Genomic DNA, 13,558 nt, shown 5'->3' with positions numbered 1-13,558 from the left:
GTAAGCCGGAGGTACGGAGGTGTTGCCGCGTGCGCACAGTAATCGACATCGACAAGGAGCTCCTGGAAGCGGCCCAGCAGACGCTGGGCACGCCGACCACGAGAGAAACGGTCCACGCCGCACTGCGGGCGGTCGCCGGCAAGGACGCGGACCGGGCGGGTGCGATCAGAGCGTTCGCGTTCTGGCGCACGGAGGGGAGCCCGGACCTGCTGGATCCGGAGACCACGAAGCCTGCGTGGCGACGACAGGACTGATGTACCTCCTCGACAAGAGCGCCCTGGCGCGCATCCGCGTCAGCGACGTCATCGCCCGGGCGCTGCAGCCGCTGTTCGCCGCGCGGGCGGTGGCGACCTGCAGCGTCGTCGACCTGGAGGTGCTCTACAGCGCCCGCGACTACGCGCACTACCAGCGCATCCTGCACGCCCAGCGGCAGTGCGTCCTGCTGCCCCTGGACCAGGAGGTGCAGGCGCGGGCCATGGCCGTGCAGCGGCAGCTCGTCGAGATCTCGCAGCATCGCGGCATCGGGCCGAACGAGCTGCTGATCGCCGCCTGCGCCGAGGTGCACGGGGCGACGATCCTGCACTACGGGCACGCCTTCGACATCATCTCGGAGGTGACCGGGCAGCCCTCCCTGTGGGTCGTGCCGCCCGGCTCGGTGCCATGAAGGCCGTGACGGCCGTGGAGGCCCCACAAGGGCCTCAGGCCGTCGGGACCACCTGGAAGCCCTCCGCGTAGCGGCCCTCGCCGAGCCCGGCCTGCTCGGCCCAGGCGGCGAAGCGGCTGCGTACGAAGTCGGTGAACCCTTCCACGTGGGAGACCTGGCTCACATGCGACTGCAAGGCCGCGAGCTTGCGGTCCATGGACTCGGTGATGTCCACCCAGTGGTTGGGCGTGGAGCCGCCGTTCAGCCACACCTCACGTACGGTCCACGCCTCCAGCCCCTCCTCCTTGATCAGCTCCGGGAACGCGTACGGGTTGCGCGCGTCGGGGTAGACCGCGTCGAGCGTGGCTCCGCCGACGGCGCGGTGGTCGGGATGGCTGGGGGCGATGAACTGGTAGTTGCGGTCGGGGTGGTGCGTGATGACGAGGTCGGGCCTGACCTGGCGGATCACCCGGGCGATGGCCCGCCTGAGCTCCAGCGAGGGCACCACCTGGCCGTCGGGGTAGCCGAGGAAGCGCACGTCGGCGACCCCGACCGCCTTGGCCGCCGCCAGTTGTTCCTTCCTGCGCAGCTCCGCCATGCCGGAATTGTCCAGAGTGCGCTCGTTCCCGCCGGCGTCACCGTCCGTGACGAGCAGGTAGGTGACCTCCACCCCCTTGTCGACGAACAACGCGACGCTCCCCGCTGAGCCGAAGTCGGCGTCGTCGGGATGGGCGGTCACGACGAGTACGCGGTTGATCTCGCTTTCCGGCAGCATGACTCCCCTTTCGAACCTTACTCGGGGGACAACCGGCACCCCGCCGACGGCATTCCGGGCGCCGTTTGTCGGTGGAGCGTCTTAACCTAGGTGGGTGCCGACCCAAGTCTCTGTTGACCACCCCTTGCTCGATGGCCTCAACCCGCAGCAGCGCGAGGCCGTGATCCATCATGGCAGTCCACTGCTCATCGTGGCCGGAGCGGGGTCGGGCAAGACGCGGGTGCTGACGCACCGCATCGCGTACCTGCTGGCCGAGCGCGAGGTGCATCCGGGCGAGATCCTGGCGATCACCTTCACCAACAAGGCCGCCAAGGAGATGAAGGAGCGCATCGACAAGCTCGTCGGCCCGCGCTCCAAGGCCATGTGGGTGATGACCTTCCACAGCGCCTGCATGCGCATCCTGCGGCGGGAGGCCAAGCGGCTGGGGTTCCCGTCCAGCTTCTCGATCTACGACCAGGCCGACTCCCAGCGGCTGATGGCGATGGTCTGCAGGGAGATGGAGCTCGATCCGAAGCGGTATCCGCCGCGCTCGTTCTCGGCGCAGGTGAGCAACTTCAAGAACGAGCTGATCGACTACGAGACGGCGATCGACCGGGCGGGCTCGCACCTGGAGAAGACGCTCGCGCAGGCGTACAAGGCCTACCAGCTCAAGCTGACCGAGGCCGGCGCGATGGACTTCGACGACATCATCATGAACACGGTGACGTTGTTCCAGCTCTTCCCCGACGTGGCCGAGCACTACCGGATGCGGTTCAGGCACGTGCTGGTCGACGAGTACCAGGACACCAACCACGCCCAGTACATCCTGATCAGGGAGCTGGTGGGGCATCCGGAGCTGCGCACCAACGACGGCGAGCTGGTGCGCACCGGCGCCGACATGTCGGAGCTGTGCGTGGTGGGCGACGCCGACCAGTCGATCTACGCCTTCCGCGGCGCGACGATCCGCAACATCCTGGAGTTCGAGCGCGACTACCCCGACGCCCGCACGATCCTGCTGGAGCAGAACTACCGCTCCACCCAGAACATCCTGGCCGCCGCGAACGCGGTGATCGCCCGCAACGAGTCGCGCAAGCCGAAGAACCTGTGGTCCGACCAGGGCGACGGCCCCAAGATCGTGGGTTACGTGGCCGACAACGAGCACGACGAGGCCATGTTCGTGGCGCAGGAGGTCGATCGGCTCAGCGACGAGGAGGGCGTCAAGCCGGGCGACGTCGCGGTCTTCTACCGCACCAACGCCGCCTCCCGCGTGTTCGAGGAGATCTTCATCCGCACCGGCCTGCCGTACAAGGTGGTCGGGGGCGTGCGCTTCTACGAGCGCAAGGAGGTCAAGGACCTGCTGGCCTACCTGCGGGTGCTGGCCAACCCGGCCGACGTGGTCTCGCTGCGGCGCATTCTCAACGTGCCCAAGCGCGGCATCGGCGAGCGGGCCGAGGCGATGATCGAGGCGCTGTCCTCGCGCGAGGGCATCACCTTCTGGGACGCGCTGCGCCGGGCCGACGAGGCGTACGGCATGGCCACGCGCTCGCTCAACGCGGTCAAGGAGTTCGTCGCGCTGATCGAGGAGCTGATCGCCAAGGGTGCGGGCATGCCGCCGTCGGCACTGGCGGAGGAGGTGCTGGTGACCACGGGCTACCGCGCCGAGCTGGAGGCGTCGGAAGACCCCCAAGACGAGTCCCGCCTGGAGAACCTCAACGAGCTCGTCTCCGTGGCCTCCGAGTTCGAGGAGGCCAACCCGGAGGGCACGCTGGTGGAGTTCCTGGAGCAGGTGTCGCTGGTGGCCGACGCCGACCAGATCCCCGACGCCGACGGCGGTCAGGGCGTCGTCACGCTGATGACGCTGCACACGGCCAAGGGGCTGGAGTTCCCGGTCGTCTTCCTGACGGCCATGGAGAACGGCGTCTTCCCGCACGTGCGCTCGCTGGGCGAGCCCAAGGAGCTGGAGGAGGAGCGGCGGCTGGCCTACGTGGGCATCACCCGGGCGCAGCAGCGGCTCTACCTCACGCGGGCAGCCGTGCGCAGCTCGTGGGGGGCGCCGTCGTTCAACCCGGCCTCCCGTTTCGTCAACGAGGTGCCCGGCCAGCTCCTGGAGTGGCGCACCGACCCCGAGAAGTCGGCCTGGAACGCCGCCACGCGGCGCGAGCCGGCCCGTCCCCCCGCTCCCGCCAAGAGCTCCTCGGGCGGGCGCAAGGTGCCGTCGCTGGCGCCGGGCGACCGGGTCTCGCACGACGCGTTCGGGCTGGGCACGGTGGTGTCGGTCGACGGGGTCGCGGAGAAGACCAAGGTGAAGATCGACTTCGGCAGCGGCGGGGAGAAGACGCTGCTGCTGGCGTACGCGCCGCTGGAGAAGCTGTAAGGGCCGCCCCCCTCGGCGGGGAGCGGCCCTGTCGGGTCGGTGGCGTCAGCTCTTCAGGGCGCTGCCCTTCTTCCACTGGGTCCAGTTGAGCTGCCAGTAGCTCCAGCCGTTGTTCCACTGGAGCTTGCGCTTGGTGCCGGTGATCTTCACGACGTCACCGCGCTGGGCGATCGTGTAGAACCACTTCGCGCCGGCCGGGGTGGCGCGCACGCAGCCGTGGCTCTGGTTGGAGACGCCGAGGTACTGGTAGTAGCCGGCGCTCTGGTGCACGTACTCGCCGCTGTCGGAGATGCGCACCGCCCACGGGATCTCCTCCTTGTAGTAGCGCGGGTCCTTCGGATCCGTCACGCCCATCCAGGAGGAGGTCATGGTCTCCATGGCCTTCTTGCCCATGGTCAGGTGCACGCCGCTGGTGGTCAGGTAGACGTCCACGCCGTTCCTGATCAGGCCGCCCCGCCCGGCGCTGATCGGGATCTTCTTGGCCAGCTTGCCGTTGCGGTACACCTTCATCGTGTGCTTGCGGGTGTCGACCACCGAGATGTTCTTGGCGCCGACGGCGAACCTGCGGGAGACGTTCTTGGCGCCGGTGTTGCCGGGCAGCTCCGCCAGCCGCGCGGTGAAGAGCACCTTCTGGTACGGCTTCCAGTACGTCTTCGTCCGGTAGATGACCTTGCGGGCGGACACCCAGCGCCACGCGCCCTCGTGCGGCTCCTCCGACTCGACGTCCAGCACCGCCTCGACCGCCGCCTTGTCCTTCACGTCCCGGTCGAAGGTGACGATGATCGGGAACCCGACGCCGACCTTCTCCGTCTTCTCCCCCATCGGGGTGATGTCGGCGATCCCTACCTTGATCTTCTTCCCGGACGGGGTCTCGGTGGGGGACGGCGACGGGGTGGGGGCCACGGCGGCGGCAGCGGGAACGACGCTGGCCTGGGGCCTCGGGGCGGGGGCGCTCTCCGCCGCGCACGCGGTGGCGGCGACCAGTGCGACCAAAGCCGGAAGCATCCGGGTGACGCGCTTCAAGGGGTTACTCCTGGACTATGTGCTTCGACTACCTCCTTGTGTGACAACTGTGAGAGCTGATTCGTGGGCGAAAAGCCGATAACTATCCTGTAACGGTCCAAAACCAGGTAACCGGGCAATGTGGGCTCGCGTCACGGCGGCCCGCCGGTGACGGGTTCAGCGGCCGTTTCCTGGAAGGTCCTCAGCCGGAGTACGGCGGGTGGCGAGCCACGGCCTGCCGTAAGAAATGATCAGACGAGACGACGGGCGGTCGCCCAGCGCGACAGCTCGTGGCGGTTGGACAGCTGCAGCTTGCGCAGCACCGACGACACGTGCGTCTCCACCGTCTTGACGGAGATGAACAGCTCCTTCGCGATCTCCTTGTACGCGTAGCCGCGCGCGATCAGCCGCAGCACCTCCCGCTCCCGCTGCGTCAGCGAGTCGAGCTCCGGGTCGATGGACGGCGCCTCCGACGAGGCGAACGCGTCGAGCACGAACCCCGCCAGCCGCGGCGAGAACACCGCGTCGCCCTCCGCCACCCGGTTGATGGCGTCGGTGAGCTCCTTGCCGCTGATGTTCTTGGTCACGTAACCGCGGGCCCCGCCCCTGATCACGCCGATGACGTCCTCGGCCGCGTCGGAGACCGACAGCGCCAGGAACCGCACCTGCGAGCCGGAGCCCAGCACCCGGCGCAGGACCTCCTGGCCGCCGCCGCCGGGCATGTGCACGTCGAGCAGGACCACGTCGGGCTGGTGCGCGGCGATCGCCTGGACCGCCGTCTCGACGTCCTCGGCCTCGCCGACGACCTCGATCGAGTCGCCCAGCTCGGCGCGCACGCCCGACCGGAACAACCGATGGTCATCGACGATCAGTACGCGCGTCATGCCTTCTCCACCTTCATCGTCAACATCACTTCCGTGCCCTCTCCGGGCTCGGTGCGGACCCGGGCCGTACCTCCGTGACGTTCCATTCTCCCGATGATGGACTCCCTGATGCCCATCCGGTCGAGCGGCACCGCCTCCAGGTCGAACCCCTTGCCCCGATCCTTCACGAAAATCGTGACCTCTTCACCCTCTACTTCGGCGTAGACGGAGATCGAGGGGCTCTCAGAGTATTTGGCCGCGTTGACCATCGCCTGCCGGGACGCCTTCAGCATCGCGGCGAGCTTGCCCGCCGGGTCGAGGGCGATGTCGCCGACGCAGACGATCTCGATGGGCACGCCGTGCGCGTCCTCCTCCTCCGCCGCGATCCGGCGGACGGCCGCCGCCACCGTCGCGTCGGCGTCCTGGGCCGGCTGGTAGAGCCAGTTGCGCAGCTCGCGCTCCTGCGAGCGGGCCAGGCGGGAGACCTCGCGCGGGTCGTGGGCGACGCGCTGGATCAGCGTCAGCGTGTGCAGCACCGAGTCGTGCACCATGGCCGCCACCTCGGCCCGCTCCTCCTGCCTGATGCGCTCGCGCCGCTCCAGCTGCAGCTCTTTCCACAGGCCCGCCAGCCACGGCGCGGCGATGACGAGCAGCCCGCCCACGACGACGACGGTGAACATCAGGCTCTCCCTGACCTGGGGCAGCTCGCCCTCCGCGGCCAGGAAGCCCGTCGCGCCTATCACGACCAGGCTGATGCCGACCAGCGTGCGCACGCGGTTCTTGCTCATGCTGCGTGACGCGCCGCTCACCCAGCCCTTGCGGCGTTCGGGATCGGCCTGCTGCCACAGGATGAGCGCGCCGATGCCGCCCACGGCGAACGGCAGCAGACCGATGCCGCCCTGGTTCGCCCCGGTCAGCCAGCCGAACGAGAACAGCGCCGCCCCGATCGCGCTGAACGCGGCGAGCTGGCTCCAGTCGCGCTGCGGCGCCTGCCCCTGGTACGGCTGGCGCGGCGTCACCATCCACAGCACCGCGTACGCCACCGCACCGGCCCCCTGGACGACGGTGAGCAGCACGAACATGAGCCTGATCACCACCGGATCAAGCTTGAGCTGCGCCGCCAGCCCCTGGGCGACACCGCCGACGAGGCGGCCCTCCATGGGGCGCATCATGCGGCGGTAGGGCGTGTCGCCGCTCTGCTCGGCGAGTGTCTTCTGGTCAGCCATAACATGGCCATAGTCACATGTCGGGGGGCATGCGGGCATCAGGGAACAACCCCCGGGTCGCGTCAGGGGTGTCCCGGATGCGAGCACCGTGCGCGTAGGTCCACGATGGTAGGCATGACAGAAGCTCCGCCCAGACAGTCTGCCTCCCCTCATCGCGAGCTGCGACGCAGCAGCGAGGGGCGCTTCCTCATGGGAGTGTGCGCGGGCCTCGGGCGGCACACCGGCATCGACCCCGTGGTGTTCCGCGTGGGCGTCGTGGTGCTCCTGCTCGGCTCCGGCATCGGGCTGTTCCTCTACCTGGCGGCGTTCCTGCTGATGAAGGAGCCGAACGGGCGGCCGGGGATCATCGAGCACTGGACCCGGCGCGACTTCGACGCCGAGGCCGTGATGGCGCTGCTGACGGCGGTGCTGGGGTTCGGGCTGGCGATCAACCTGGCGACCGTGTGGCTGGACGCGGGGACGCTCGTCGTGGCCGTGTTCCTGGCCGTGTCGCTGCTGGCCGCGCACGCCAGCGGGGTGGACCTGCGCGCGCTGGCGCGCTCGATGCCCGAGCGGCTCAGCCGGCGGGCCGGCGAGGCGCGGCCGGCGGCCTCCTACGAGAGTGCCGCCCCGCCCGCTCCCGTCCGCGCTCCGGAGCCGCCCCCGGCCCCGCCCGTTCCTGCGCCGGGAGTCGCGGTGCCCGCGCGGGAGCCCAGCGCCGACGCGCCGGAGCCGCCCGCGCGCGAGGCGGAGCCGCCCGCACAGGACGTGGTCCCGGCCCCCCAGGAGACGACGGAGGGCGTGCGCGAAGCGGCGCACGCGGAAGCGCGCCAGGAGGCATGGACCGACGCGAGCGAGGACGCGCGGGCGGGCGCGGGCGAGGACGCGCGGGCGGACGTGCCCGCCGCGGCTTCCCTGGCACACGAAGCACCGCGCGAAGCACCGCGCGAAGCACCGCGCGAAGCACCGCGCGAAGCACCGCGCGAAGCAGCGCGCGAGGAGCGCGAGGTTCCGCGGGACGAGGAGCCCGTCTCCCCGTACGCGATCACCGCCGAGCACGCCGCACCCCCCACCTCCACCTACCGCCCCGCCCCTCAGACGAGGGCGAGGACGAGGACAACGGCGGGCTACGGCAGCGACGGCGAGCCGTTCGCGCCGAACGGCCCCTACCAGCCGCTCGATCCGGCCAGGAGGGCCGGCGGCTACTCGCCGTACGACCCGGGCCTGTACGCCCGCCCCGCCCCGGAGCAGCAGCAGCGGCGGCGGCGGCGCCCGAGGTCGTTCATCGGCCTCATCACCATCCTGCTGGCAGTGATCATCGGAGGGATCGTCGTGGCCGTCCAATCCAGGTCAGCGGCGGGAGTGAGCCCGACCATCGTCGGCGGCGCCATGCTCATCACGATCGGCGCGGGGCTGCTGGTGGCGGCCTGGTGGGGCCGGGGTGCGGGGCTGGTGGCCGCGGGCACGGCGGTGGCGCTGATCGTGGGCGTGGGGCTGATGCTGGGCGGCATGCCGCGGAACATCGGCAGGGCGGAGTGGGCGCCGACCACGGTGGCGGAGGCGAGCCGGCTCTTCGACGTGGGCGTGGGTGACGGGGAGCTGGACCTGTCGGAGCTGAGGTTGCCGCCGGGGTCGGAGGCGACGGTCAACGCGGCGGTCTCGGCGGGCGAGCTGGTGGTGATCGTCCCGCCGACGGCGCGGGTCGAGGTGCACGCCAGCAACAAGATCGGTGACATTCTGATCGGCCAGTCGCTGAGGGGCGGCGTGGACGTGCGGACGAGCAAGGTGCTGGAGCCCGAGGTGAAGCCGAAGGGTGAGGTGGCGACTATCGTGCTGAACCTGAAGGGCGGCTTCGGCGACATGGAGGTGCGGCGTGCCGCGTGAGGTGGAGCGGCCCCGTCGCGTGCACCGGACGGACTGGATGGCCCTGCTGAGCGGCCTGCTCTTCATCGTGCTGGGCATCCTGGTGGTGACCCGCACGATCGGGGATCCGCTGGTCCTGGTCGGGGTGCTGGTGCTGGGGCTGGCCGGCGCGGGGCTGGTGGCGATCGTGGCGAGAGTGGTGCGCGGCAAGTAACCCTTGACCGGGATAAACACCGGCGTAGGTTCGGGAGTGTCCGCCTTTCCCCCTGCTCCTGAGGGAGGACGTATGCCCCGAATCACCGTCACTGTCGACGGTATCCAGTACGAGGAGGACGTCGAGCCGCGGCTCCTGCTCGTCCACCTGCTACGAGAACGCCTGGGCAAGACCGGTACCCCCGTGGGCTGCGACACGAGCAACTGCGGCGCCTGCACGGTCCTGCTCGACGGCAAGAGCGCCAAGAGCTGCTCGGTGCTCGCCGTCCAGGCCGACGGCTGCGACGTCGTCACCATCGAGGGCCTGGGCGCCAACGGCTCCCTGCACCCGATGCAGCAGGCCTTCCACGAAGAGCACGCGTTGCAGTGCGGCTACTGCACGCCCGGCATGGTCATGGCGGCGATCGACCTGCTGAGGCAGGATCCCGACCCGTCGGAGGAGACGATCAGGCAGGGGCTGGAGGGCAATCTCTGCCGCTGCACCGGATACTGCAACATCGTGCGGGCCGTCCGCAGGGGCGCGCAGGAGATGGGTCAGGCGGTGAGCCGGCCATGACCGTGGACCAGGAGGTGGGCCGGCCGCGCCGGCGCAAGGAGGACGCGAGGCTGCTGACGGGGCGCACCCAGTGGACGGACAACCTCTCGCGCCCTGGCACCCTGCACGTGATGTTCCTGCGCAGCCCGATGGCGCACGCGAGGATCGCCAGGATCGACGTGTCGGGGGCGCGCGGTCTGCCGGGGGTCGTGGCGGCGTTCAGCGGCCAGGACTTCCGGGAAGAGCAGGGCAGCCTGCCGTGCGCGTGGCCGCGCAGCGGCGACACGGTCATCCCGGAGCATCCGCCGATGGCGGTCTCGGAGGTCCGCTACGTCGGCGAGGCGGTGGCCTGTGTGGTGGCGACCGACCGGTACCGGGCGGCGGACGCCCTGGAGGCGATCGAGGTCGACTACGAGCAGCTGCCCGCGGTGCTCGACATGAACGAGGCGCTGTCGGAGTCGGCCGCCAAGGTGCACGAGACGGGCAACCGGGCCTTCACGTACCGGACGACGTCGGGTGACCTGGAGGCGGCGTTCAGGGACGCGCCGGTGGTCATCGACCGCACGTTCGTGCAGCAGCGGCTGATCCCGAGCGCGATGGAGCCGCGGGCGGTGCTGTGCGAGACCGACGGCGACACGTTCACGATGTGGACGTCCACCCAGATCCCGCACATCCTGCGCACCATGCTGGCGCTGGTGACCGGCGTGGCCGAGCACAAGCTGCGGGTGGTCGCCCCCGACGTGGGCGGCGGGTTCGGCTCGAAGCTGCAGGTGACCGCGGAGGAGGTGCTGTGCCTGCTGCTGGCCCGCCGGCTGGGCAGGCCGGTGAAGTGGACGGAGTCGCGCTCGGAGGGCAACCTGACGGTGCACCACGGCCGTGACCAGATCCAGCACCTGCGGCTGGCGGCCGACTCCGACGGGCGCATCCGCGGGCTCCAGGTGGAGCTGCTGGCCGACATGGGCGCGTACCTGGTGCTGCTGACGCCGGCGGTGCCGCTGCTCGGGGCGCAGATGTTCAACGCCATCTACAAGATGGACGCCTACGAGTTCGCCTGCACGGGCGTGTTCACCACGAAGATGCCGACGGACGCCTACCGGGGCGCCGGGCGGCCGGAGGCCACGTTCGGCATCGAGCGGATGATGGACGAGCTGGCCGCCGAGCTGGGCCTGGACCCGCTGGAGGTGCGGCGGCGCAACTGGATCAGGCACGACGAGTTCCCGTTCACCACGATCTCGGGCCTGACCTACGACTCGGGCAACTACGAGGCGGCGACGGACCGGGCGATGGCCCTGTTCGGCTACGACAAGCTGCGTGCCGAGCAGAACGACCGGCGTGACCGGGGCGACCCGGTCCAGCTCGGGATCGGGGTCAGCACGTACACGGAGATGTGCGGGCTGGGCCCGTCGCGCTGGTTCGGCAGCGAGAACGCCGGGGCGGGCGGCTGGGAGCACGGCTCGGTGCGGGTGCTGCCGACGGGCAAGGTGGAGGTCGTCACCGGCAGCTCGCCGCACGGGCAGGGGCACGTGACGGCGTGGAGCCAGATCGTGGCCGACGCGCTCGGGGTGCCGTTCGAGGACGTCACGGTGCTGCACGGCGACACGGCGATCTCGCCGAAGGGTCTGGACACCTACGGCTCGCGCTCGCTGACCATCGGCGGCATCGCGGTGCTGAAGGCGTGCGACAAGGTCAAGGACAAGGCCCGCCGGCTGGCCGCGCACGTGCTCGAATGCTCGCCGGACGACCTGGAGTTCGCGGCGGGCGCGTTCAAGGTGCGGGGCACCGAGTCGCAGACCACGATCCAGGAGCTGGCGCTGGCCGCGTTCGCGGCGCACGACCTGCCGGACGGGGTGGAGGCGCGGCTCGACTCCGACGCCACGTTCGACCCGGACAACTTCTCCTTCCCGCACGGCACCCACCTGTGCGCGGTGGAGGTCGACACCGAGACGGGCATGGTGAAGATCCGCTCGTACGTGGCGGTGGACGACGTCGGCAAGGTCGTCAACCCGCTGATCGTGGACGGCCAGCTGCACGGCGGCATCGCGCAGGGCGTCGCGCAGGCCCTGTTCGAGGAGGCCGTGTACGACGCCGACGGCAACCTGCTGACCACGACGATGGCCGACTACCTGCTGCCGTCGGCCGCGGACCTGCCGGACTTCGCCCTCGACCGGACGGAGTCGCCGGCGACGAGCAACCCGCTGGGTGTGAAGGGCGTGGGCGAGGCGGGCACGATCGCCGCGACCCCGGCCGTGGTGAACGCGATCGTGGACGCGCTGCGCCCGTTCGGTGTCGACGACGTCCGCATGCCCTGTACGCCGGAGCGGGTCTGGCGCGCCCTACAGGATCGCACGCTGGAAGGAGCACGGCGATGATTCCCGCGCAGTTCGACTACGTGCGGCCGGCGTCGCTGGCCGAGGCGTGCCAGGAGCTCGGCTCGGACGAGGACGCGAAGGTCCTGGCGGGCGGGCAGTCGCTGCTGCCGTTCCTGCGGCTGCGGCTGGCGTACCCGTCGAAGCTGGTGGACATCGGCCGGCTGGCCGACCTGCGGGGCGTGCACGACCGCGGCGACCACGTCCACATCGGCGCGATGACCACGCACGACGAGGTCATGCGCTCCCCTGTCGTACGTGAGGGCTGCCCGCTGCTGGCGCTGACGGCGGCGCAGGTGGCCGATCCGGCGATCAGGCACCGGGGCACGTTCGGCGGCTCGCTGGCGCACGCGGACCCGGCCGGTGACCTGCCGGCCGCGGTGCTGGCGCTGGACGGCGTGTTCGTGGCCGCGTCGGCGTCGGGCGAGCGGGAGATCCCGGCGGCCGAGTTCTTCGTGGACTACCTGGAGTCGTCGCTGCGGCAGGGCGAGATCCTGGCCGGGGTGCGGATCCCGAAGCTGGGCGCGGGCTGGGGCTTCCACTACGAGAAGTTCCACCGCACCGCCCAGGCGTGGGCCATCGTCGGCGTGGCGGCGGCGGTCAGGCGCTCGAACGGCTCGATCGCCGAGGCGCGGATCGCGCTGACGAACATGGGCCCGACACCGGTGCGGGCGCGGGCCGTCGAGACCGCGCTGCAGGGCGTGGAGCTGGGCGACCAGGTGCGGCAGGCGTGCGTGGAGGCGGCGGCCGACACCTCGCCGCCGGCGGACCTGCACGCCCAGCCGGACTACCGCCGGCACCTGGCCAAGGTGCTGACCGACCGGGCGGTGCGGGCGGCGGCCGGGGCGCCCTGATCTGTGGCGGGGGCGCCTCTTCCGGGGCGCCCCCGACCCGTCGTAGGGTCACTGGCATCGGACAAGGAGCGAATCGATGGCGATGCGGTTCGAGCACGAGTTCACTGTTCCCGTACCGATCGAGCAGGCGTGGGCCGTGTTGCTCGACGTCGAGCGGGTCGCGCCGTGCCTGCCCGGGGCGACTCTGGACATCTTCGAGGGTGATGAGTTCACCGGCAGGATGAAGGTCAAGGTCGGCCCGATCACGGTCACCTACCGTGGCACGGCCAGGTTCGAGGACGTGGACAAAGACTCCTACTCACTCACCATCCAGGCGTCGGGCAAGGAGGCCAGGGGTTCGGGCACGGCCGCCGCCACGGTCAAGGCGCGCATGGAGCCGCGCGAGGAGGCCACGCTGGTGACGGTCGAGACGTCGTTCAACGTGACCGGCCGGCCTGCGCAGTTCGGGCGGGGCGTGATGGCCGAGGTGGGCGGCAAGCTCATCGAGAAGTTCGCCGCGAACCTGTCGGAGCTGCTGTCGGAGCCGGTGATCGAGCCGGTGGCGCCCGTCCAGGAGCCCCAGGAAGGGACCCAGCAAGAGGCCCAGCAGGAGACGCAGCAGGAGGAGCGGCATCTGAGCGCGGTGCCGGATCAGGACATCCGGCCGATCGGCACGCTGCGGACGTCGCGCTCGCCCGACGAGGAGGCGCTCGACCTGCTGGAGATCGCCGGGCAGCCGCTGCTGAAGCGGCTGGCGCCCGTCGTGGGTGGCCTCGCCGTACTACTTGTCGCTATTTGGGTGATACGTCGGCTTATGCGCTGATTTTCAGCAAATACTCCCTAAAGTCCGGACGCTTCCCTCGTCCTGGGGGAAGTGTCACTCCCGCTGGGGAACTAGGGGGAGGAC

13 protein-coding genes are annotated in these 13,558 nt (G+C 70.4%); 9 read left to right on the top strand and 4 right to left on the bottom strand.

Annotated features, from left to right (window positions below):
- Positions 1 to 29 precede the first annotated feature (29 nt).
- Both HCN51_RS28650 and HCN51_RS28645 read left to right on the top strand, forming a co-directional pair.
- Positions 30 to 254 (top strand): type II toxin-antitoxin system VapB family antitoxin, encoded by a 225-nt coding sequence (locus HCN51_RS28650; RefSeq protein ID WP_168013393.1) that lies wholly within the window; start codon positions 30 to 32, stop codon positions 252 to 254.
- Complete coding sequence (locus HCN51_RS28645; RefSeq protein ID WP_168013391.1) at positions 236 to 664, top strand: PIN domain-containing protein; 429 nt, start codon at positions 236 to 238, stop codon at positions 662 to 664. The genes HCN51_RS28650 and HCN51_RS28645 overlap by 19 nt, the downstream gene beginning before the upstream one ends.
- Positions 665 to 698: 34 nt before the next feature.
- Here the strand turns inward: HCN51_RS28645 and HCN51_RS28640 are convergent, their stop codons facing one another.
- Positions 699 to 1,418 carry a PIG-L deacetylase family protein gene (locus tag HCN51_RS28640; RefSeq protein WP_168013389.1) on the bottom strand — a complete coding sequence of 240 codons (720 nt, stop codon included), beginning with the start codon at positions 1,416 to 1,418 and terminating at the stop codon, positions 699 to 701.
- 124 nt (positions 1,419 to 1,542) lie between these two features.
- Between HCN51_RS28640 and pcrA the strand changes: the two genes are divergently transcribed.
- Complete coding sequence (pcrA, locus tag HCN51_RS28635) at positions 1,543 to 3,771, top strand: DNA helicase PcrA (protein ID WP_168013605.1); 2,229 nt, start codon at positions 1,543 to 1,545, stop codon at positions 3,769 to 3,771.
- 45 nt (positions 3,772 to 3,816) lie between these two features.
- Here pcrA and HCN51_RS28630 read toward each other — a convergent pair whose 3' ends face one another.
- From HCN51_RS28630 to HCN51_RS28620, 3 genes are all read right to left on the bottom strand, one after another.
- Positions 3,817 to 4,794, bottom strand: a complete 978-nt coding sequence (locus tag HCN51_RS28630) for a L,D-transpeptidase (protein ID WP_168013387.1) — start codon at positions 4,792 to 4,794, stop codon at positions 3,817 to 3,819.
- A gap of 230 nt (positions 4,795 to 5,024) precedes the next feature.
- Positions 5,025 to 5,657 (bottom strand): response regulator, encoded by a 633-nt coding sequence (locus HCN51_RS28625; RefSeq protein ID WP_080043096.1) that lies wholly within the window; start codon positions 5,655 to 5,657, stop codon positions 5,025 to 5,027.
- Positions 5,654 to 6,862 (bottom strand): ATP-binding protein, encoded by a 1,209-nt coding sequence (locus HCN51_RS28620; RefSeq protein WP_168013385.1) that lies wholly within the window; start codon positions 6,860 to 6,862, stop codon positions 5,654 to 5,656. The genes HCN51_RS28625 and HCN51_RS28620 overlap by 4 nt, the downstream gene beginning before the upstream one ends.
- Before the next feature lie 114 nt (positions 6,863 to 6,976).
- Here HCN51_RS28620 and HCN51_RS28615 point away from each other — a divergent pair, with 114 nt between their 5' ends.
- The 6 genes from HCN51_RS28615 (at position 6,977) to HCN51_RS28590 (ending at position 13,474) form a co-directional block, all read left to right on the top strand.
- Positions 6,977 to 8,725: a PspC domain-containing protein gene (locus HCN51_RS28615; protein WP_168013383.1), complete on the top strand. Its 1,749-nt coding sequence runs from the start codon at positions 6,977 to 6,979 to the stop codon at positions 8,723 to 8,725.
- Positions 8,715 to 8,918, top strand: coding sequence for a hypothetical protein (locus HCN51_RS28610; RefSeq protein ID WP_168013381.1), 204 nt, complete (start codon positions 8,715 to 8,717; stop codon positions 8,916 to 8,918). Before HCN51_RS28615 ends, HCN51_RS28610 begins: the two co-directional genes overlap by 11 nt.
- Before the next feature lie 72 nt (positions 8,919 to 8,990).
- A complete protein-coding gene (locus HCN51_RS28605) occupies positions 8,991 to 9,473 on the top strand; it encodes a (2Fe-2S)-binding protein (protein ID WP_168013379.1) in 483 nt (160 codons plus the stop codon).
- Positions 9,470 to 11,821 carry a xanthine dehydrogenase family protein molybdopterin-binding subunit gene (locus HCN51_RS28600; protein WP_168013377.1) on the top strand — a complete coding sequence of 784 codons (2,352 nt, stop codon included), beginning with the start codon at positions 9,470 to 9,472 and terminating at the stop codon, positions 11,819 to 11,821. The genes HCN51_RS28605 and HCN51_RS28600 overlap by 4 nt, the downstream gene beginning before the upstream one ends.
- Entirely contained in the window at positions 11,818 to 12,672 is an 855-nt protein-coding gene (locus HCN51_RS28595) for an FAD binding domain-containing protein (protein WP_080043105.1), read from the top strand. Before HCN51_RS28600 ends, HCN51_RS28595 begins: the two co-directional genes overlap by 4 nt.
- A 76-nt stretch (positions 12,673 to 12,748) precedes the next feature.
- Complete coding sequence (locus tag HCN51_RS28590) at positions 12,749 to 13,474, top strand: SRPBCC family protein (protein ID WP_168013375.1); 726 nt, start codon at positions 12,749 to 12,751, stop codon at positions 13,472 to 13,474.
- Positions 13,475 to 13,558 lie beyond the last annotated feature (84 nt).

Source organism: Nonomuraea composti, assembly GCF_012034275.1.
Classification (GTDB): Bacteria; Actinomycetota; Actinomycetes; order Streptosporangiales; family Streptosporangiaceae; genus Nonomuraea; species Nonomuraea composti.
Note: the sequence above shows the minus strand (reverse complement) of the source record. Positions and strands in the feature narration are given on the sequence as shown.